Annotated in this window: 14 protein-coding genes; 8 read left to right on the forward strand and 6 right to left on the reverse strand. The window is 62.2% G+C overall.

What is annotated here, in order from left to right:
• Positions 1-9 precede the first annotated feature (9 nt).
• Entirely contained in the window at positions 10-1,917 is a 1,908-nt protein-coding gene (locus K5X80_RS10005; RefSeq protein ID WP_222557601.1) for a BCCT family transporter, read from the reverse strand.
• A gap of 249 nt (positions 1,918-2,166) precedes the next feature.
• On the opposite strand from K5X80_RS10005, the gene K5X80_RS10010 reads away from it, so the two are divergent.
• The 4 genes from K5X80_RS10010 to K5X80_RS10025 all read left to right on the forward strand — a co-directional run bounded on the left by K5X80_RS10010 (position 2,167) and on the right by K5X80_RS10025 (position 8,216).
• Positions 2,167-2,466, forward strand: coding sequence for a hypothetical protein (locus K5X80_RS10010; protein ID WP_222557602.1), 300 nt, complete (start codon positions 2,167-2,169; stop codon positions 2,464-2,466).
• A 70-nt stretch (positions 2,467-2,536) separates the two neighbouring features.
• Positions 2,537-3,811, forward strand: coding sequence for a TolC family protein (locus tag K5X80_RS10015; protein WP_222557603.1), 1,275 nt, complete (start codon positions 2,537-2,539; stop codon positions 3,809-3,811).
• Positions 3,812-3,814: 3 nt separating this feature from the next.
• Positions 3,815-4,978, forward strand: coding sequence for an efflux RND transporter periplasmic adaptor subunit (locus tag K5X80_RS10020; protein ID WP_222557604.1), 1,164 nt, complete (start codon positions 3,815-3,817; stop codon positions 4,976-4,978).
• A 4-nt stretch (positions 4,979-4,982) separates the two neighbouring features.
• Positions 4,983-8,216, forward strand: a complete 3,234-nt coding sequence (locus tag K5X80_RS10025; RefSeq protein ID WP_222557605.1) for an efflux RND transporter permease subunit — start codon at positions 4,983-4,985, stop codon at positions 8,214-8,216.
• Positions 8,217-8,268: 52 nt separating this feature from the next.
• On the opposite strand, the gene K5X80_RS10030 is transcribed toward K5X80_RS10025, so the two are convergent.
• The 4 genes from K5X80_RS10030 to K5X80_RS10045 all read right to left on the reverse strand — a co-directional run bounded on the left by K5X80_RS10030 (position 8,269) and on the right by K5X80_RS10045 (position 12,907).
• A complete protein-coding gene (locus tag K5X80_RS10030; protein WP_222557606.1) occupies positions 8,269-9,870 on the reverse strand; it encodes a GMC family oxidoreductase in 1,602 nt (533 codons plus the stop codon).
• Between the two features lie 180 nt (positions 9,871-10,050).
• Positions 10,051-10,557 (reverse strand): SRPBCC domain-containing protein, encoded by a 507-nt coding sequence (locus K5X80_RS10035; protein WP_222557607.1) that lies wholly within the window; start codon positions 10,555-10,557, stop codon positions 10,051-10,053.
• Positions 10,554-11,657: a hypothetical protein gene (locus K5X80_RS10040; RefSeq protein ID WP_222557608.1), complete on the reverse strand. Its 1,104-nt coding sequence runs from the start codon at positions 11,655-11,657 to the stop codon at positions 10,554-10,556. Before K5X80_RS10040 ends, K5X80_RS10035 begins: the two co-directional genes overlap by 4 nt.
• Positions 11,658-11,770: 113 nt before the next feature.
• Positions 11,771-12,907 carry an aminotransferase class I/II-fold pyridoxal phosphate-dependent enzyme gene (locus K5X80_RS10045; RefSeq protein ID WP_261390489.1) on the reverse strand — a complete coding sequence of 379 codons (1,137 nt, stop codon included), beginning with the start codon at positions 12,905-12,907 and terminating at the stop codon, positions 11,771-11,773.
• A gap of 174 nt (positions 12,908-13,081) precedes the next feature.
• On the opposite strand from K5X80_RS10045, the gene K5X80_RS10050 reads away from it, so the two are divergent.
• On the forward strand, positions 13,082-14,854 hold the full coding sequence (locus K5X80_RS10050; RefSeq protein ID WP_222557609.1) for an SLC13 family permease: 1,773 nt from the start codon (positions 13,082-13,084) through the stop codon (positions 14,852-14,854).
• 5 nt (positions 14,855-14,859) lie between these two features.
• Here the strand turns inward: K5X80_RS10050 and K5X80_RS10055 are convergent, their stop codons facing one another.
• Positions 14,860-16,365, reverse strand: a complete 1,506-nt coding sequence (locus K5X80_RS10055) for an ABC1 kinase family protein (protein WP_222557610.1) — start codon at positions 16,363-16,365, stop codon at positions 14,860-14,862.
• Positions 16,366-16,612: 247 nt separating this feature from the next.
• Between K5X80_RS10055 and K5X80_RS10060 the strand changes: the two genes are divergently transcribed.
• The 3 genes from K5X80_RS10060 (at position 16,613) to K5X80_RS10070 (ending at position 19,476) form a co-directional block, all read left to right on the forward strand.
• Complete coding sequence (locus K5X80_RS10060) at positions 16,613-16,837, forward strand: FtsB family cell division protein (protein WP_502778658.1); 225 nt, start codon at positions 16,613-16,615, stop codon at positions 16,835-16,837.
• 174 nt (positions 16,838-17,011) lie between these two features.
• Positions 17,012-18,109: a pyruvate dehydrogenase (acetyl-transferring) E1 component subunit alpha gene (pdhA, locus tag K5X80_RS10065; RefSeq protein WP_222557612.1), complete on the forward strand. Its 1,098-nt coding sequence runs from the start codon at positions 17,012-17,014 to the stop codon at positions 18,107-18,109.
• Positions 18,109-19,476 (forward strand): pyruvate dehydrogenase complex E1 component subunit beta, encoded by a 1,368-nt coding sequence (locus K5X80_RS10070; protein WP_222557613.1) that lies wholly within the window; start codon positions 18,109-18,111, stop codon positions 19,474-19,476. Before pdhA ends, K5X80_RS10070 begins: the two co-directional genes overlap by 1 nt.
• Positions 19,477-19,547 lie beyond the last annotated feature (71 nt).

The following is a 19,547-nucleotide window of genomic DNA, read 5'->3' on the forward strand; positions in this document are numbered from 1 at the left end:
GCTCGGCTGCTAGCGCAGTCTCCAGCGCTCCAACTGTTCGAGCAGGTCGCTGGCGATCTGGTCTTGGGTGAAGCCTGTCAGATCGCGCGGCTTGCCTGCGCCATCGGTCTGCGCCGCAAGCCACCATTGCAGAGTGCGGCGGCCCTCGGGTGCGTCCATGGCGGTGAACACGGGGGCAGGCCGCGAACGTGGCGTGAGCCGATAGACGAAGCGGTGCCCGTCTTCCGAACCGATCGAAAGGGATGCAGCGCCATCTTCTTCCTCGATCGCACTGTCGGCCAATCCTTCCTCGATCATTGCATCGCGGACCGATTGCAGGGCAGGCAGGCCGCTGCGGGCGATCTGGTGCATGATGTCCCGATGGCTGGCCGGGGCGATCAGCCGTTTCAGCCTTTCGCTGATCGGGGCGGTATCGGAGGGGATGATGTCGCCGGTTGCGTCGGCATTGGCCTGCCGAACAAGGGCGAATGCCAGCAGGATCATGATAAAGCAGAACGGCAAAGCGGCGACCAGCGTTGCCGCCTGAAGCGCGCCGAGCCCACCCGCCAGAAGCAGCAGCATCGCCACCGCGCCGAGCACCACGCACCAGTAGATACGCTGCCATCGCGGCGTTTCATCCGCGCCGCCCGAAGCGAGCGTGTCGATTACCAGTGATCCTGAATCGGCCGAGGTGACGAAGAAAACGCCGACCAGCAGGATGGCCAGAGTGGAAGTGAAAGAGGCGCCGGGCAGATATTCGAGGAATTCGAACAGCGCGGTGGCGAGATTGGCGTTGACCGCTTCCGCAATCGCCCCGGCAGCAGTGCCGAGATCGAGCGCGATCGCGGTGTTGCCGAACACCGTCATCCACAGGAAGGTGAAAGCTGTCGGCACCAGCAGCACGCCGATCACGAATTCGCGAACGGTCCGCCCGCGCGAGATGCGGGCGATGAACATGCCGACGAACGGCGACCAGGCAATCCACCATGCCCAGTAGAACAGCGTCCAGTCCGCCATCCAGGCGCGCGGTTCATAGGCATAGAGCGTGAAAGTCCGCACGAAGAAGTGATCGAGATAGAGCCCGAAATTCTGCACCAGCGCCCGCAGAAGAAACAGCGTCGGGCCTACCGCCAGCACGAACAGCATCAGCAGGACGGCGAGGATCAGGTTGAGTTCCGAAAGGCGCCGCACGCCGCGATCGACACCGCTGAGTACGGAAAGAGTGGCAATGCCCATGACAATGACGATCAGCCAGCTTTGTAGCATCGTGCCGTTCTGGAAATCGTAAACATAGGCGAGGCCCGCGCCCATCTGGGACACGCCCAGGCCCAGCGAGGTGGCGATGCCGAACAGAGTGCCGCAGATGGCGAAGATGTCCACCGCATCGCCCACCCATCCGTTGATTCTCCGGCCGAGCAGCGGGTGGAGCCCTGAGCGGAGCGTGAGCGGCAGGCCCTTGCGATACGTGAAATAGGCGAGGCTCAGGCCGACAACCGCATAGACCGCCCAGGCATGGACGCCCCAGTGCGTGAACGTGATGACCATCGCTTCCCGTGCAGCCTGGATGGTGCCCGCCTCTGCTTCGGGCGGTGCGCTGTAATGCTGGATCGGTTCTGCCACCGCGAAGAACATGAGGCCGATGCCCATCCCGGCGGCGAACAGCATCGCCAGCCACGAGACATAGGGAAAATCGGGATCGGCATCGTCCGGCCCCAACCGCAGCCGCCCGGCCGGACTGATCGCCAGCCCCACCACCACCGCCAGAAACCCGGCGACAGAGGCGACGTAGAACCATCCGAACCGGTCGATGACCCAGGCCTGCGCCTGTCGGAAGACTAGGTCGGATGCGCCGGGGGCGATCAGCGCGCCTCCCAGCAGCAGCCCGGCAATAGCGGTGGCTCCCCAGAAAACGCGCGGATTCATTGTGTTGGCAGGCATAACAGGGTTCTAAGCCCAAGCTTGGCAGATGCCAATGCTTTGTGAAAATTGCTCAAATTCCGGATGCGGTTGCAATTTATGGATATCGCAATTTTTGCCGAAGCGCCATCACGGGTCGCAAAGCGTCGTCGGGGCCGGGGCATCGATGATCCGGCAATCGACAGTGGTGCATGACGCTTTGCCATGACAGCCCGGCTCGGATCGGCTATCGCACGGGGCATGTTCCGCCGCGGGCTTTTTCTGCTGTGCATGCTTTTGACATCGCTGACTGCGGTGGCAACGCTGCATGCGCGCGAATTTCCGGGTGCGGTCAGTATGGATTGCTCGGGCTATATGCATAGCGAGAGCGATCCCGACCAGACGCCCGCTGATGCCGAAAAGGCGTTGCCGCATCATCATGGCAGCTGCCATGGGGCAGTGGCTTTCATTCCCATCAGGAATAGCGCGCCGATGCCGTTCGTGGCGCACACCCTGCCTGCGTTCCATTCTCCGGCGGCGGCGCTTTATCGCTGGTCGCCAAGCCCCGGACTGCGCCCCCCTATCGCCTGATCGATTCCCTTCGACCTGCCGTTCGCATGACGGATGGCTGACTCGATAGCTTCAATCAGGACTTCTCTCCATGCACAGGATTATTGCGGCCGCGCTGGCCGCCACTTCTTGCGTCGCCGCTGCGCAGGCGCAGGATATCGCACCACCGGCAGCTTCACGGCCCACCGGACCCATTCTCACACTCGACAGGGCGGTGGCACTGGCAGGTGGCAGTTCGCCTGCGGGCGAAGCGGCACAGGCCGATATCAAGGCCGCGCAGGCCGCGCGTACCGTCGCCGGGTTGCGGCCCAACCCCAGTGTCGCAATACAGGTGGAAAATATTGCCGGAACCGGGGTCTATGGCGGTTTCGATCAGGCGGAAACAATGGTCGGTGTCAGCGTCCCTATCGAACTGGGCGGCAAGCGTTCGGCCCGGATCGCCAGCGCCGATGCACAGACCGGCCGGGCGACGCTTATGGCGGCGATTGCCCAGGCGGACATTCGTTTGCAAGTGACGCAATTCTATATCGAAGCGGTGGCGGCGGAGCAGCGCTTGGCCACTGCGCAGGATCAACTCCGCATCGCGCGCGATGCCGCCCATGCAGCCCGTATCCGGGTTTTGGCGGGCCGTGCTTCCCCGCTCGAGGAACAGCGCGCCGATGTCACCCGGATCAATGCCGAAGCGGGGGTCGAGCGTGCCGAGCGCTTAGTGGAAGTTGCGCGGGCGAACCTTGCACGGCGGATCGGCCAGCCGTTGGCGGGGCCGCTTGATATGACGGTGCTCGATTACCTTCCTGCGTCGAACGATGGCGGGGCGCGTTCAATGGGCAGCTTGGGCACTCTGGCTCTCGCAGCCGCCGATGCCGATCTGGCCGTGGCCGATGCCGGGGTCCGTCTGGCACGTGCGCAACGCGTGCCGGATATCACTGTCGGCCCGGGGGTGCGGCGTCTGGAGGCAACCAACGATACGGCTGCCGTTTTCAGTCTTTCCGTTCCGCTCCCGTTCTTCAATTCGGGGCGGGCGGCTGTCGATGAAGCCATCGCCCAGCGCCAGCGCGCCGACGCCATGCGACGCATGACCGCGCTTGATGCCGAGCAGGCCATCGAGGAGGCACAGGCAGAAGCGGCCAATGCTGCGACCACTGCCCGGATGGCGAGCGGGCCCGCGCTGGCCGCCGCGCAGGAAGCCGCGCGGATCGCCCGCATTGGTTATCGCGAAGGAAAGTTCGGTCAGCTCGACCTGCTCGATGCCGAACGGACGCTTGCGGAAACGCGCCTTGCCGCAATCGATGCGCTCGCCGCTTACCAGAACGCACGGGCCCGGTTGGAGCGCTTGACCGCTCCCGCACCGGCACAAGGAGACTGATCCATGAAACAGGCAAGGAAAGCCTTGGCCATGCTGCCGCTGGCGTTCGCCGTGCTGCTGGCGGCATGTGGAACCGCAAATAAGGAGGGCGATGAGGCTGCTTCGGCGGAGAAGCACGCAGAAGGAGAAACGGGGCATGCCGATCACGGCAAGATCGCGCTAACCGCGGAACAGATCGCCGCCGCCGGGATCGAGATCGGGCGGCCCACCATTGGCGGGGCCGGTACGATCGATTTGCCTGCCACTATCGAAGGTGATCCGCAGGGCATGCAGGTGGTTTCCGCTGCGATTGGCGGCCGTGTCGTTTCGCTGACACGCAATCTTGGCCAATCGGTCAATCGTGGGGCAACGCTGGCGGTGATTGAAAGCCGCGAAGCCGCGCAGATCAAAGGGGAAGTGGAAGCATCCCGTGCCCGGCTTGCGCTGGCCAATGCGAACCTCGCTCGGGAGGAACGGCTGTTTGCTCAGCGTGTCTCGCCAGAACAGGACGTGATCGCAGCGCGTACTGCCGCCACGGAGGCGCGGATCGCCTACCGACAGGCGCAGCAACAGGTTGCCGCTGCTGGGGGCGGCGGTGGCGGGCTCAACCGGATCGGGATCGCCGCACCGATATCGGGCCAGATCATCGCCCGAAGCGTGGTGCTGGGGCAGACGGTGGCCGCCGATGCGGAACTCTATCGCATCGCCAATCTCTCCAGTGTCTCGCTTGCTTTTCATCTCCAGCCTGCCGATGCGGGCCGGGTAAGACCGGGGGGCCATGTGTTGGTCACGGCACCCGGCCGCCAAGCCTCGGCGCGGATCAGTTTCGTTTCGCCCGCGCTCGACGCGCAGACCCGATTGGTGCCGGTTATCGCCACGCTCGACAATCGGGGCGGGCAATGGCGGGTCGGTGAAACCGTTACCGCATCGGTCCAGCTATCGGATGGTGGCAATGCCTCAAACGCCATCAGCGTGCCTCTGACCGCAGTCCAGACGGTGGAAGGCAGAACCGTGGTGTTCGTGCAGACATCCGATGGCTTCCGGGCAGTGCCCGTCACCGTAGGCAATGCTTCGGGCAACAATGTGATTGTCCGTTCCGGCCTCAAGGGGGACGAGCGGATCGCCACCACCAACAGCTTCACGCTCAAGGCCGAACTCGGCAAGGGCGAAGCCGGGCACGAGGATTGATGCGATGATTGCCCCAATCGTAAACTGGGCGGTCCACAAGCGCTGGCTCGTGCTGTTGCTGACCGCCATCGCCGCCGTGATCGGTGGCGCGGCCCTCTATCGGCTGCCTATCGATGCGGTGCCGGACATCACCAACAACCAGGTGCAGGTGAATATCCGTGCGCCCGCGCTTTCGCCCGAACTGGTCGAAAAGCAGGTGGCGTTCCCCATCGAAACCGCGCTCGCCGGCATTCCTGGTCTGGAGTATACCCGCTCGCTCAGCCGCAATGGCTTCGCGCAGGTAACGGCGGTCTTCACGGATTCGACCGATATCTATTTTGCGCGCCAGCAAGTGGGCGAACGGCTGAGCAGCGTGCAGGAAAATCTGCCTTCTGGCGCAGCACCGGAAATGGGGCCGATCTCCACTGGGCTTGGCGAGATTTACAACTGGACGGTGCGCCTTTCCCATCGTGAAGATGATGACCACAAGCCCGGCGAACCGGGGATGCAGCCGGATGGCAGCTATATCACACCCGAAGGGGAGCGGCTGACCAGCGATATCGAGAAAGCGACCTATCTGCGCACGGCGCAGGAATGGATCGTTGCACCCTTGCTCAAGAACGTTCCCGGCGTCGCCGGGGTCGATTCGATCGGCGGATACGGCAAGCAATATCTGGTCATTCCCGATGTACCCAAACTCGCAGCATTGGAACTGACGCTCGCCGATCTGACAACGGCGCTGGAACGCAACAATACGAGCATCGGCGGCGGTTTCGTCAATCGCAATGGCGAAGGGCTGGCGGTGCGCTCGGATGCGCTCATCAGGAACACAGCCGAGTTGTCCCGCGTCGTTATCGCTACGCGCAGCGGGGTTCCGATCACACTCGATCAGGTGGCGACGGTGCGCACCGGGCAAGCAGTACGCATGGGATCGGCATCGGAAAACGGCACCGAAGTGGTGGTCGGCACGGCGATCATGCGGATCGGGGAGAACAGCCGGACCGTCGCTATCGCGGTTGCGGAACGGCTTGAGGAAATCAATTCGTCCCTGCCGCCCGATGTGGTGGTCGAACCCGTTCTCGACCGTACCACGCTGGTCAACGCGACTATCAGGACGGTGGCGAAGAACCTGAGCGAAGGTGCGCTGCTGGTGGTGGCGGTGCTGTTCGTTCTGCTCGGCAATTTCCGGGCGGCGCTGATCGCGGCGGCTGTCATCCCGATCACCATGATGCTGACCGGCTTCGGGATGCTGCAAGCCGGGGTCTCGGCCAACCTGATGAGCCTCGGCGCGCTGGACTTCGGCCTGATCGTCGATGGCGCGGTGATCATCGTGGAGAATGCGCTGCGGCGCATGACCGAACGGCAGCAGCAGGCGGGGCATCTGCTTTCGCTGGAGGAGCGGCTCGATACGGTCGCTTCGGCTGCCCGTGAAATGATCCGTCCCACGGTCTATGGGCAGGCGATCATTATCCTGGTGTATGTGCCGCTGCTCACGTTGACCGGCGTGGAGGGCAAGACTTTCGTGCCGATGGCGTTGACCGTCATTATTGCGCTGGCCTGTGCCTTTGTCCTGTCGCTGACTTTCATTCCGGCGGCGATCGCGATCTGGCTGTCGAAGCGGATCGAGGAGAAGGAAGGCCGCATCATGCGCTGGCTCAAGCTCCGCTACAGGCCCGGGTTGGACAAGGCGATGAACCGTCCGTCGCTGACCATAGGGATCGGGATCGGGAGCTTCGTGATCGCGGCTCTTGCGTTCCTGTCGCTGGGTCAGGTGTTCCTGCCGCAACTGGATGAGGGCGATATCGTCGTTCAGGCGACGCGCATTCCCGCCACGTCGCTCGATCAGAGCCAGGCAATGACTCTGCCGCTTGAAAAGGCGCTGACAAAGCTGCCGGAAGTAAAGCTGGCTTTCTCCAAGACCGGGACACCCGAACTGGCGGGCGATCCCATGCCCCCCAATGCGACAGACATGTACGTGATCCTTAAACCCCGCAAGGAATGGCCCGATCCTGGCCTCGACAAGGCTGAACTGATTGAACGGATCGAAAAGGAAATCGCGCGGTTCCCAGGCAACGCCTATGAAATCACCCAGCCGATCCAGATGCGGTTCAACGAACTGATCGCGGGGGTGCGCGGGGATGTGGCGGTCAAAGTGTTCGGCGACAACTTTGACACCATGAACGCCACGGCCGAGCGGATCGCCGACGTGTTGCGGCGCACGGAGGGCGCGGTCGATGTGAAAGTCGAGCAGACCGCCGGGTTGCCGATCCTCGATATCCGGCTCAACCGCGATGCAATGGCCCGGCTTGGGGTTACCGCGCAGGATGTGCAGGATACGATCAGCGCCACAGTCGGCGGGCGCGAGGCGGGCATGATCTTCGAAGGCGACCGCCGCTTCCCGGTGGTGATCCGTTTTTCGGAAGCCCAGCGGGCCGACCTGTCGATGTTGGCGCAGGTGCAGGTTCCCATTTCCGGCGGTTCGTTCGTGCCGCTGGCCAGCGTGGCGGATATCCGCATTACCGATGGTCCGAACCAGATCAGCCGCGAAAACGGCAAGCGCCGGGTCGTGGTGCAGGCCAATGTCCGAGGGCGTGATATCGCCAGCGTGGTGGACGATGCGCAGGCCGCGATTGCCAAGGATATCCGCCTGCCTGCCGGCAGCTATCTCGAATGGGGCGGGCAGTTCGAAAATCTGGCATCCGCGCGGGATCGGTTGCAACTTGTGATTCCGGCCTGCTTCGCACTGATCCTGCTGTTGCTTTATGGGGCACTGGGATCGGTGCGGGACGCGGCGATCGTGTTTACCGGCGTGCCACTGGCATTGGTGGGCGGTGTGCTGGCGCTGTTGCTGAGAGGGATGGATTTCTCCGTTTCGGCGGCGGTGGGCTTTATCGCTCTGTCGGGCATCGCCGTGCTCAACGGCTTGGTCATGGTTTCCTCGATCAGGGCGCTGATGCGCTCGGGCATGGAACGGGCAGAAGCGGCACGCCTGGGGGCGCTCCAGCGGTTGCGCCCGGTGGTGATGACCGCGCTGGTCGCTAGTCTGGGATTCGTGCCGATGGCACTCGCCAGCGGGGCGGGGGCGGAAGTGCAGAAACCGCTGGCAACCGTTGTGATCGGGGGCCTCATCTCGACCACATTGCTCACGCTGTTCGTGCTGCCCACGCTCTATGCCCGGTATGGGAGCAGTCAGGTACATGACGATGCATGGGCGGAGAATGCGGGTGAGGGCGGGGCCGAACCGCTGCCTCAAACTTGAGCGATGGAACGGGAGACCGTGTTTGTATGGTCTTCCGTTCCTCTGCCCATAATCAGGCCGATGCCGCCAGCATATCGGCCGCTTTCGCTCCGATAGCGATACATGGGGCGTTGGTGTTGCCGCGCAGCGGCGTGGGCATGACCGAGGCATCGGCAACGGTCAGCCCCTCGATCCCATGGACCCGAAGATCGGGCGCAACCACGCCCATCGGATCGCGCCCGAGGCGGCAGGTCCCGGCAAAGTGGAAATCGGTGGTGACGGAATCGCGCAGGAAGGCCTCGATTTCCTCATCCGTCTTGACCGAAAGCCCCGGTGCGCGTTCCGAGCCGACAAGCGGCCCTTTGTCGTCCCGCCAGACATCGCTGGTCATGATGCTGCGGCCGAGCTTGACGCCATTGATCAGCGTTTCCATGTCGGCGCGCTTTTCCATGAAATTGAGATCGATTTCGGCTGCGTCGAGCGCGGACGCCGTGCGTGGGCGGATCGTACCCCGGCTTTCCGGTGTGATGCAGCACATGGTGATCGACAGGCCATGACGCCGCGTGTCCCCGCCATCGAGACCGTCCGACATCAGCGGGACGAGCTGGAGCTGCAGATCAGGCGCATCGAGGCCTGGCTTCGAACGGGTGAAGATATTACCGTCGAAATTGTGCCAGGCGCCATAGCCCTGGCGCAGGAACGCCCATTGCAGGAAAATCTTCGCCCGTTCGAAGAATGACATGCCACTGAACGTCAAAGGGCGGTCGGTGTTGTACTTGATCAGCACGGATGGATGATCGTGCAGATTGGCGCCCACGCCCGGCAGGTGGTGCTTCACCCGGATACCGGCCCGCTCCAGATCGGGGGCGTTGCCAATTCCCGACACTTGCAGCAGTTGCGGTGTCTTGAGCGCACCTGCGGCCAGAATGACTTCCTTGCCGCTGATCACGTGTTCCGCACCCTTGTGCTGGAACACGACCGCTCTGGCCCGGCCATCGATAATATCGACATGCATGGCGAGGGCCCCGGTGCGCACTTCGAGATTCTGGCGGTGCCTGACCGGGCTGAGAAACGCCTGCGAACTGGAACAGCGGACACCGTTCTTGATCGTGGCCTGCGTCCATCCCGCGCCTTCCGGATCGCCAGCGCAGAAATCATCGGTCAGCGGAATCTGGTGTGCCTGCGCCGCCGCCATGTAGCAACGCATCAGAACATGATTGGGTAGATCGGGTGCATCCGAAACCCACAGTTCACCATCGACCCCGTGATAGGCGTTTTCGCCCCGGGTCTGGTGCATGGTGCTGCGGAAATAGGGCAGCAGGTCCTCGAAACTCCAGCCTTCGTTACCGGCAGCGGCCCAATCGTCATAGTCCTTCTTCGCGCCACGGATGTAGAGCATCGCGTTGACACTGCTGGAACCGCCTAGAGTCTTGCCGGTGTAGAGCATGATCTCGCGGTTATTGAGGTGCTTTTGCGGCACTGTGGTGAAGTGCCAGTGGTGCCTGCCGGTCTTGAACAATTCCAGCATCCCCGCAGGCATCTTGATGAAAGGATGCGTATCGGGTGGCCCGGCTTCGAGCAGCAGCACCTTTTTGCCCGGATCGGCGCTGAGGCGATTGGCCAGGACGCATCCGGCCGATCCGGCCCCGACGATGATATAGTCATATTCGGCCACGGCTCTGTTCTCCCAATTCCGGCGATCCGGTGTGTTATGTGCTCCCGTGGGGCGACGCTGCCCGGCCCGGAAAGAGGCTAGGTGCACCGCACATCAGGACGGATCGGATATGCGAAACGCAGCGTACGGAAAAGCAGATAGGGAGGTCAATAATGCCGGATCGAAAACCGTTTCCGTTCGTCAGAAGCTCACCTGACCGGAATAGACCGCTTCCGCCCGCGCTTTGAGAGCATAGGCGGAATCGTCGAAAGAGCGTTTGACCCACGGGCCCGCGAACCGGAAGACGTGAATGCCGTGTTCGCCATAGAAGGTATCGGTGCTGTGATACCGGCAGGACGTGGGGCCGGTCTGTTCGATCACCTGATCGCGCCGCGCCGGATAGGGCCAGCTTTCGTCGTAAGGGGCCGACCACGAAAGGAGCCGTTCAGGCTCGAACGCACAGATGTATTCAACCACATGGAACAGCTTGCCCGGTTCGGCATAGCTTTGCAGCACCATGTTGACCGGGGCACCCATTTCCAGCGTGGAATCCGCCCTGATGCAGGACGGATTCCATTCGTTGTAGCGTGGCAGATCGATCAGGACTTGCCAGACCACGCTGGCGGGGGCTGCGATATCGACGGTTTCGGAGCGAACGATGGCATCGGGGTCGAACCCCATGATCGGATCGTCCGCAACGCTGGTCACCGCCGAATATCCGCGAGCTTGACGACTTTGGCCTGTGGCAGCGGATGTTCGTTCGCGCCTGCCCAGCGCAGCAGGGCGGTGCCTTCGGTATGCCCGGCCGGGGTGATCCAGTTGCCGAAGCCGGGATCTTCCGCCGCAACGACGATAATCAGCTTGCCATCCGGCTCGAGCTTGGCGGTGGTCTTGTTCACCGTGCAGTTGACGAAGCGGTAATCGAGCGATTCCATCCACCAGTTGTCGAGCTGGAAATTCCAGTAATAGCATTCCGGCGGCGTTACCTCGATCACCCAGGCTTCATCCTCGGCAATCTGCCAGTAAGCATGGGCGTAGAAGATGTCGGTCGCCCCACCGCCCTTCTGGAACATGCCCTGATCGATATCGGGGAATGCGTTCGGATTTTCGCGGAACATCTTCGACCAGTCGATGAATGTGCCGACAATGCCGCGTAGGAAGCTGATCGTTTCCTTGAGACCAGCGCCCAGCGCTTCGGGGGCAAGCGGGGCGGGCATGGCAGGGCCGCCGATCCGTTCGATCTTGAACTCGCCGGGCTTTTCGGTGGCGCGGTCGAGATAGCTTTGCCGCACGATGATCATGTTGGCATCCGGTTCGAGCCGGAGCCAGTTCTTGGGCTGCGGATTGCACGATGCGATGATCTCGGCAACGCCATTGGCATCCCATTCGATATCGCTGTCGATCAGCTTGCCCGTGGCGAGATTGGTGCCGTCTTCCTGATAGCGGAAGGCGTTGGCGAGGATGGAAAAGTAGGCCATCGTCCCGCGTTTGACAGTGATGCGATATTCGTAATTGCCGCTGATCCGCGCGTTCCAGTACACGTTGTCCGGATTATCGGCGCCGATCTTCCCGGTGGTGTGGCTGAGTTGGTAGAAGAAAGGGAAGCTCATGTCCCGCGCTTCGATCTGCTGTTCGAGGCCGAGACGGAGGAGGCGGGTAAGGTAGCGGAACCCTTCGGCCCGGTCGATCGGGTTGGACGGATTGCCCGGATCGAGAATCATATCCCCGACATTGGCCAGTTCGGCACAGAAATCGCGCCATGCCTGCCCGTTGAGGACCGGATCGTTGTCGATGGATGCGTTGCTCATCGTCTTTCCTTCAAACTCGTATGCCTCTCGTGGGACGAAGCCTTACCGAAAGGGGAAAACATCGGCAATCGCAGCGCGGATGGGCGTTGCTTAATATGTGCCCGGATCGAAAATCAGGCGCATTTTTGTTGTTGAAACCATGGGATCATCCGCGCGATGGCCTGTTCGATCAGCGGGGTGGCGACCGCAAAGCTGAACCGGATGAAGCGATGCCCGTCGACCGGATCGAAATCGAGGCCGGGAGCCGTGGCCACGCCCGTATCGCGAAGCAGCCGCTGGCAGAACGCAAGGCTGTCGTTCGTCAGATGGCCGATGTCGGCGTAGATGTAGAAAGCGCCATCGGGCGGTGCGATCCGTTGCAGACCCAGGTGCGGCATGGCATCCAGCAGCAGATCGCGATTGCGCGCATAAGTATGGACATGGCCATCGAGTTCTTCGCGGCAATCGAATGCGCGAAGGCCCGCGTGTTGGGCCAATGCCGGCGGGGTGAGAAACAGGTTACCCATGCGGGCACGCGCCGCGTCGAGGCAGTCGGTGGGCACGATGAGCCATCCCAATCGCCAGCCCGCCATACTGTAGTACTTCGAAAAGCTGTTGATGATCAGCGCATCGGAGGTGAATTCCAGCATCGAGTTCGCGGGAGCGGTGTAGGAAAGCCGATGATAGATTTCATCGGAGACGATCCTGATCCCGCGGTCCCGGCATAGCGTGGCGATGGCGGCCAGTTCTTCGGGCGCGATGATCGTCCCTGTGGGGTTGGCTGGGCTGGCGATGATGATCCCTTCGGGTGCGGGGTCGATCCGGGCCAGCGCGGCGGCGGAAAGCTGAAACCGTTCTGCCTGTCCGCAGGCGATTTCGACAGGTTCGAGGTACATCGCCTTGAGCGTGTTGCGATACGCGACGTATCCGGGCCGCGCCAGCGCGACCCGCGCGCCGGGTGGAAACAGTGAGGAAAGGGCAAGGACAAGCGCGGGGGAAGCGCCGCAGGTCAGCAATACCTGCTCCGGGTGGATCGTCACCCCGTGCGATTCCGCATAATAGCGCGCGATGCGCTGCTTGAGCGCGCTGCTTTCCCAATAGCCCATCGGATCGGTATCGAGAATGTGGTGGGCCGCTTCTATGGCCAGCTTCGGTGCGCCGGTGGAAGGTTGCCCGAATTCCATATGGATGATGTCACGCCCTTCGGCAGCGAGATCGTGGGCCATGCGGCTGATGGCAATGGCGTGGAACGGTTCGACCTGAGCAATCATGGTGCCCTGCTAGGCCGCCTGCGCGATACGGACAACGTGTGTTGAACAAGGCTGGCCCGATCACAGGAAAAATATCCGGCGGGCGCACCCGAAAATGCGCGTGACGCGTTGAACGTGCAATCGAAGCAAGTGCATGATGCAACGGCAGAACACGGCGAGGGGACCTGAAATCCGATGACGCTTCCGCAATGGTTTTCCATCGCCACGCTGGCCGGAATGATGGTTCTCTTCCTGTGGGGAAAGTTTCGATACGACATCACGGCGGTTATCGCCTTGCTGGTCGCGCTTGGCCTGGGCATCGTGAAACCTGCGGACGCCTTTTCGGGGTTCTCGGACGATATCGTGATCATCGTGGGATCGGCGCTTGTGCTGTCGGCTGCGGTCCAGCGCTCCGGTATAATCGAGCTCGCGATGGGGTTCCTGTCGCGCCGCCTGACGCGGATCAGTTCGCAGCTTACCGTGCTGACGGCTTCGGTGGGCGTCGCATCCGGGCTGATCAAGAATGTCGGGGCTTTGGCCATGCTGATGCCCGCGGCTTTCCAGATGGCGAAGAAAAGCGATACCAGCCCATCCATTTTCCTCATGCCAATGGCTTTCGCCTCTTTGCTTGGCGGGCTGATGACGCTGGTCGGCACATCGCCCAACATCATTGTCAGCCGTGTGCGCGAAGATCTGACGGGCGAGCCGTTCGGAATGTTCGATTATCTGCCCACCGGCCTGGGCCTGCTGATCGTTGGGCTGGTGTTTCTGCGTTTCGCCTACCGCTTGCTTCCCGGCGACAGACGCGCCGCGCCGACCATGGGGGAAGCGCTCAACATATCGGGTTATGTCACCGAAGCGACCGTGCCCGAGAATTCGGCTGCCTGCGGCGAAACCATCGCCGATTTCCTCGAACGGCATCACAACGAAGTGGCGATCACCACTGTCCTGCGGGACGGGCGGCGCGGGGCGGTGCATCCGGGCATGGCCTTGCGGGAAGGGGATGTGCTGATCCTGAGCGGCGACCCGCACGAACTCGAACGGGTCATTTCCCGCGACAAGCTGGTTTTGACCGGCGGTGACAAGGAGAGCGGGGAGGAGGGCGATCAGGATCATATCGGTGTGATCGAAGCCGTGGTGACGACGGATTCTGTGCTGATCGGGCGCACGGCGGGGCGCCTGCTAATGCGCGAACGGTTCGGCATCCATCTGATCGCCGTGTCGCGGGCCGACGAACACTTGATGAGCAAGCCGGGGCAGGTGGTGCTGCAAGCGGGCGACGTGATCGTTTTGCAGGGGCCGCTCGAACTCCTTCCGCTGCGCCTGAAGCAATTGGGGGCCTTGCCACTGGCACAGCGCGACATCCGTTTGGGCATGTCGCGGCGAGGCTGGTTGCCCGTGCTCATTCTCGGTGTCGCGATGCTGGCAACAGCCACCGGGCTGGTGCCGGTGGCGACGGCGTTCTTCGCGGCGGCGGCGCTTGTCGTGATCACCGGGGCGCTGCCGGTGAACGAAGCTTATGAAGCCATAGAATGGCCGATTCTCATCATGCTGGCAGCGCTGATTCCCGTCAGCGGTTCACTCGAAAGCACGGGTGCTTCGGACGTGCTGGCAAGTGGGTTGGCTGAGCTGGCACGGTTTCTGCCCGCCTGGGGCGCGGTCGCATTGATACTGGTGGCGGCCATGATCGTGACGCCATTCCTCAACAATGCCGCGACGGTGCTGGTCATGGCGCCGATAGCGGCGGGGTTCGCCAATACGCTCGGCTATCGGCCGGAAGCGTTTCTGATCGCCACAGCAGTGGGGGCAGGGTGCGATTTCCTGACCCCTATCGGGCATCAGTGCAACACGCTGGTTTTTGGGCCGGGCGGCTACAAATTCAGCGACTATGCCCGCTTGGGCGCGCCCTTGTCGCTGCTGGTCGTGCTGGTGGGCACGCCGCTGATCCTCTTGGTTTGGCCTCTATGAAAGCGTTAAAGGAAACGCGCTGCGAGAATAGCTGCGGCGATCAGGCCCGCGCCTCCCCATATCGCCCGAACGAGCCATGAAATGGCCCGGGTCTGCGCATGCAGCGCTTCCTTTGTGGATGGATCGGCAAGAGCGGGTTCCGTCAGCTTGCGCGCGGCGGCTCGGACCAGGTTCGGAGCATCGTCGCCGACCCGGGCCAGTTCCCATGCCAGCGCGCGCAAAATCGGTTGCCAATGGGCAGGGGCAAGGCGAGCTGCGGCGAGGCGCATGGCCGAACGCTTCAACGCATCCGACAGGTCGAAACCCGGTTCTATGCGCGAAAGCACGCCGTCCATCGTCACCAGTGCCTTGAAAATCAGAATCAGGTCCGGCGGCATGGCCAGGCCCCGCTCGCGCAGCAAAGGCATGAAATCCGCGACCATGGCGCTCAGCACCAGCTTCTGCCCGCCATGGCGTGCGATCAGCCCTTCGGCCGCGGATCGGGCAGTTTCAGGTAGCGCGCGCCCACTCTGATTCGACCATGACAGCAGCACATCGGCCAGCGCATCGCTGTCGCTCGTCAGAAGCGCCTGCGTGAAGCTGATGAATTCTTCCTTCCGGCGCGGACTGACATGCCCGATCAGGCCGAGGTCCAGCAGAGCGAGGCGATTGCCCGCGATGCAGCGCAGATTGCCGGGGTGGGGATCGGCGTGGAAGCGCCCGTTGATCAGCACCATGTCGAGGACGATATCGGCTCCGAGCGAGGCGATGGCCGCCGTGTCGAGGCCCGCTTCCCGCAGCATGTCCCCGCCGATTGGCGGCGTGCCGTCGATGTAATCCATGATCAGCACGGTCTCGGACGTGTATGACCAGTGGATCGCAGGTACGATGACGCGGGCATCCCCGTCGAAATCGGTGCGGATTAGATCGGCATTGCGCGCTTCGATGGTGAAATCGAGCTCCTGCAACAGCGCACTGGCCAACTGTGCAACCATCGCCTGGGGCTGGAAATGTCGCAGGTCGGGGCTTGCCCGTTCGGCCATGGCGGCGAGTTCGGCCAATATCCTGAGATCGGCTTCCATCTGTGGCCGTATGCCGGGGCGCCGAATCTTGACCACAACCGCGCTGCCGTCCTGCAATTGCGCACGATGCACCTGCGCCATGGATGCGGCGGCCAGCGGTGTCGTCTCGAACGTGGCGAAGGCATCCTCCACCCGTTCGCCCAGCGCCTCTTCGAGAGCGGGGCGCAGAGCTTCGAACGGCATTGTCGGGGCATCGCTTTGCAGGCGCTCCAGTTCGGCAATCCATTCAGGGGCAAGCAGGTCCGCGCGCGTCGCCAGGATCTGTCCGAGCTTGATATAGGTCGGCCCCAGGTCCTCCAACGCCTGACGCAAGCGACGCGGCGCCGTCGATGCATCGGATTCGCTTGTTTCGCCGCCGCCGATGCCGAGCCATGCCGCGACATAACCGAGGCCGTGACGGGAAAGGGTGGCGGAAATTTCCGCAAGGCGGACACGGTCGCGCGCGACCATTCTCAATGTTCCGAACATCATGGTCAGATAGGAACCGAAACCGCAGATGGGGAGTGGCCGCTCGATGGCGTGGCCGCGTGGGCAAACAATGCGTCTGAAAAATGCTCACTCTCGCGGAATGTCACTTGTGTTCAAACCCTAACTGTGATTCTTTGGCGGCGTGCCGAAGTCTGAAACCTTGATCCGATCGCCGCGCGAAAAACTGCTGCAGGGCCTTGCTCTTGCGGTGCTGCTTTTGTTGGCCGCAATGGCCTTCTTCGGGCCGAGCGGAGCATTGGCCTGGGGCGAGAATTTGAAGCTGCTGGACCAGCGCAATGCCCATATCGCGCAATTGCAGGAAGAGCGGGACGAGTTGAAGAATCGGGTTGCCCTGCTCGATCCCCGGCATGCCGATCCCGATCTGGTGGGGGAACTCCTCCGCAGCAATCTCAACGTCGCTCATCCGGATGAAGTTGTCATCACGGTGAAGTAAGCGTGGGCCACGGCAGGCCGCCGGTCTTGCCCGTTCGGCATTGCCGGTTTCAAAACTTTGTGTGGCCGTTTGGGGCTTCTGCCCGTTGCTTCCCGTGGCGGCTTGCGCCTATATCCGGCCTTCGATGGTTCTTGGGTTGCCCGTTGGTAACCGCATGATGAGAGGACAGGAATTTTGGCCAAGCCCGCCGCCCGTACCGGTAGCGTTGCGAAGAAACCCGCAAGCAAGAAGCCCAGTGCACCAGCGGATGAGAATTTCGCACTTCGCAGCCTTCAGGAGGAGCTTGAAAAGGCCCGGCGTTTCGACGCCAGCGACGATCAACTCCTGAAATTCTACGAGCAAATGCTGCTTATCCGCCGCTTTGAAGAGCGGGCAGGGCAGCTCTACGGTCTCGGTTTGATCGGTGGTTTCTGTCACCTTTATATCGGCCAGGAAGCTGTCGCCGTGGGTATCCAGTCGGCGCTGGAAGAAGGCAAGGATAGTGTCATCACCGGCTACCGCGATCATGGGCACATGCTCGCCTACGGGATCGATCCGAAGATCATCATGGCCGAACTGACCGGCCGCGAAGCGGGCATCAGCCATGGCAAGGGCGGCTCGATGCACATGTTCTCGCTCGAACACGCATTTTATGGCGGGCATGGCATCGTCGGCGCGCAGGTGCCGTTAGGGGCGGGGCTCGCTTTCGCGCACCAGTATCGCGGCGATGGCGGCGTGTGCGTCGCCTATTTCGGCGATGGCGCAGCCAATCAGGGGCAGGTCTATGAAACTTTCAACATGGCCAGCCTGTGGAAGCTGCCGATCATTTTCGTGATCGAAAACAACCAGTACGCGATGGGCACTTCGGTGCAGCGCAGTTCCGCCGAAACGCATTTCTATCGCCGGGGCACTGCGTTCCGCATTCCGGGCCTGAACGTGGATGGTATGGACGTACTGGAAGTCCGCCAGGCGACCGAAATCGCGCTTAAGCATGTGCGGGGTGGCAACGGCCCGGTGCTGATGGAACTGAAAACCTACCGTTATCGCGGTCACTCCATGTCGGACCCGGCCAAGTACCGGACCCGCGAAGAAGTGCAGGACGTGCGCGAACACAACGATGCGATCGAGCGGGCGAAGACGGACCTTCTCGAACGCGGAATTCCAGAGGACCAATTGAAGGACATCGACAAGCGTATCCGTGCCGAAATCGCGGCATCCGCCGATTTTGCGGAAAACTCGCCCGAGCCGGCACCTGCTGAACTCTACACCGACGTGCTGGTGGAGAGCTACTGATGGCCATCGAACTGAAAATGCCCGCCCTCTCTCCGACCATGGAAGAGGGCACTCTGTCCCGCTGGCTGGTGAAGGAAGGGGATACCGTCCAGGCAGGCGATATTCTTGCTGAGATCGAAACCGATAAAGCGACTATGGAATTCGAAGCGGTCGACGAAGGGACTGTGGGACAGATCGTCGTCCCCGAGGGGACGGAAAATGTCCAGGTCGGCACCGTCATCGCGATTCTGGCGGCTGAGGGTGAGGACGTATCCGAAGCCAAGCCTGCCAAGGCTTCAAAGGCGGATAAGGCGGAAGAGGAAGCTTCCGAGGAATCGGCCCCTGCCGCGCCCAGGCCGCAGGCCAAGGCCCGTCGCAACGATCCGGATGTTCCGGCAGGCACCAACATGATCACCGTCACTGTGCGCGAAGCCTTGCGCGATGCGATGGCGGAAGAAATGCGCCGCGACGATCGCATTTTCGTGATGGGGGAAGAAGTCGCGCAGTATCAGGGGGCCTACAAGGTCACTCAAGGCCTGCTCGAAGAATTCGGCCCCCGGCGGGTGATCGATACGCCGATCACCGAATACGGTTTCGCCGGGATCGGCACTGGCGCGGCTATGGGTGGCCTGCGCCCGATCGTTGAATTCATGACCTTCAACTTCGCCATGCAGGCGATCGATCATGTCATCAATTCCGCGGCCAAGACCAATTACATGTCCGGCGGCCAGATGCGCTGCCCGGTGGTGTTCCGGGGCCCGAATGGCGCGGCCAGCCGGGTTGGTGCGCAGCATAGCCAGAACTATGGCCCGTGGTATGCCCATGTGCCGGGGCTGGTGGTGATCGCGCCTTATGACGCGTCGGATGCCAAGGGTTTGCTCAAAGCCGCGATCCGCAGCGAAGATCCCGTGGTGTTTCTTGAAAACGAACTGCTTTACGGGCGCAGCTTCGAATTGGCACAGCTTGATGACCATGTCCTGCCGATCGGCAAGGCGCGGATCATGCGCGAAGGCAGCGACGTAACGATCGTATCCTATTCGATTGGCGTCGGTCTTGCGCTGGAAGCTGCTGAAAAGCTTGCGGACGAAGGGATCGACGCAGAAGTGATCGATTTGCGGACGCTGCGTCCGCTCGACCGTGAAGCCATTTTGACCAGCCTTGCCAAGACCAACCGCGTGGTGGTGGCAGAAGAGGGATGGCCGCAGTGCTCCATTGCGTCGGAAGTGGCGGCGATCTGCATGGAAGATGGCTTTGACGATCTCGATGCCCCGGTCCTGCGTGTATGCAACGAGGATGTGCCGCTGCCTTATGCGGCCAATCTCGAAAAGCTCGCGCTGATCGATGCGAACAGGATCGTCGCGGCGGTCAAGAAAGTCTGTTACCGCTAAGGAGCTGACGTGGTCTGCCGCCGGCCGTATCCGGCCAATAGGCAGACCGCAACGCAACGCGGCACGAAAGC

Origin of the sequence: Caenibius sp. WL, from assembly GCF_019803445.1 — a bacterium.
GTDB lineage: Bacteria > Pseudomonadota > Alphaproteobacteria > Sphingomonadales > Sphingomonadaceae > Caenibius.

Coding starts and splice junctions, on each gene's coding strand:
- K5X80_RS10005 (WP_222557601.1), bottom strand. CDS start 1,917: ATGCCTGCCAACACAATGAATCCGCGCGTTTTCTGGGGAGCCACCGCT.
- K5X80_RS10025 (WP_222557605.1), top strand. CDS start 4,983: ATGATTGCCCCAATCGTAAACTGGGCGGTCCACAAGCGCTGGCTCGTG.
- K5X80_RS10015 (WP_222557603.1), top strand. CDS start 2,537: ATGCACAGGATTATTGCGGCCGCGCTGGCCGCCACTTCTTGCGTCGCC.
- K5X80_RS10060 (WP_502778658.1), top strand. CDS start 16,613: ATGGCCTTCTTCGGGCCGAGCGGAGCATTGGCCTGGGGCGAGAATTTG.
- K5X80_RS10020 (WP_222557604.1), top strand. CDS start 3,815: ATGAAACAGGCAAGGAAAGCCTTGGCCATGCTGCCGCTGGCGTTCGCC.
- K5X80_RS10070 (WP_222557613.1), top strand. CDS start 18,109: ATGGCCATCGAACTGAAAATGCCCGCCCTCTCTCCGACCATGGAAGAG.
- K5X80_RS10055 (WP_222557610.1), bottom strand. CDS start 16,365: ATGGTCGCGCGCGACCGTGTCCGCCTTGCGGAAATTTCCGCCACCCTT.
- K5X80_RS10045 (WP_261390489.1), bottom strand. CDS start 12,907: ATGATTGCTCAGGTCGAACCGTTCCACGCCATTGCCATCAGCCGCATG.
- K5X80_RS10050 (WP_222557609.1), top strand. CDS start 13,082: ATGACGCTTCCGCAATGGTTTTCCATCGCCACGCTGGCCGGAATGATG.
- K5X80_RS10010 (WP_222557602.1), top strand. CDS start 2,167: ATGCTTTTGACATCGCTGACTGCGGTGGCAACGCTGCATGCGCGCGAA.
- K5X80_RS10040 (WP_222557608.1), bottom strand. CDS start 11,657: ATGAGCAACGCATCCATCGACAACGATCCGGTCCTCAACGGGCAGGCA.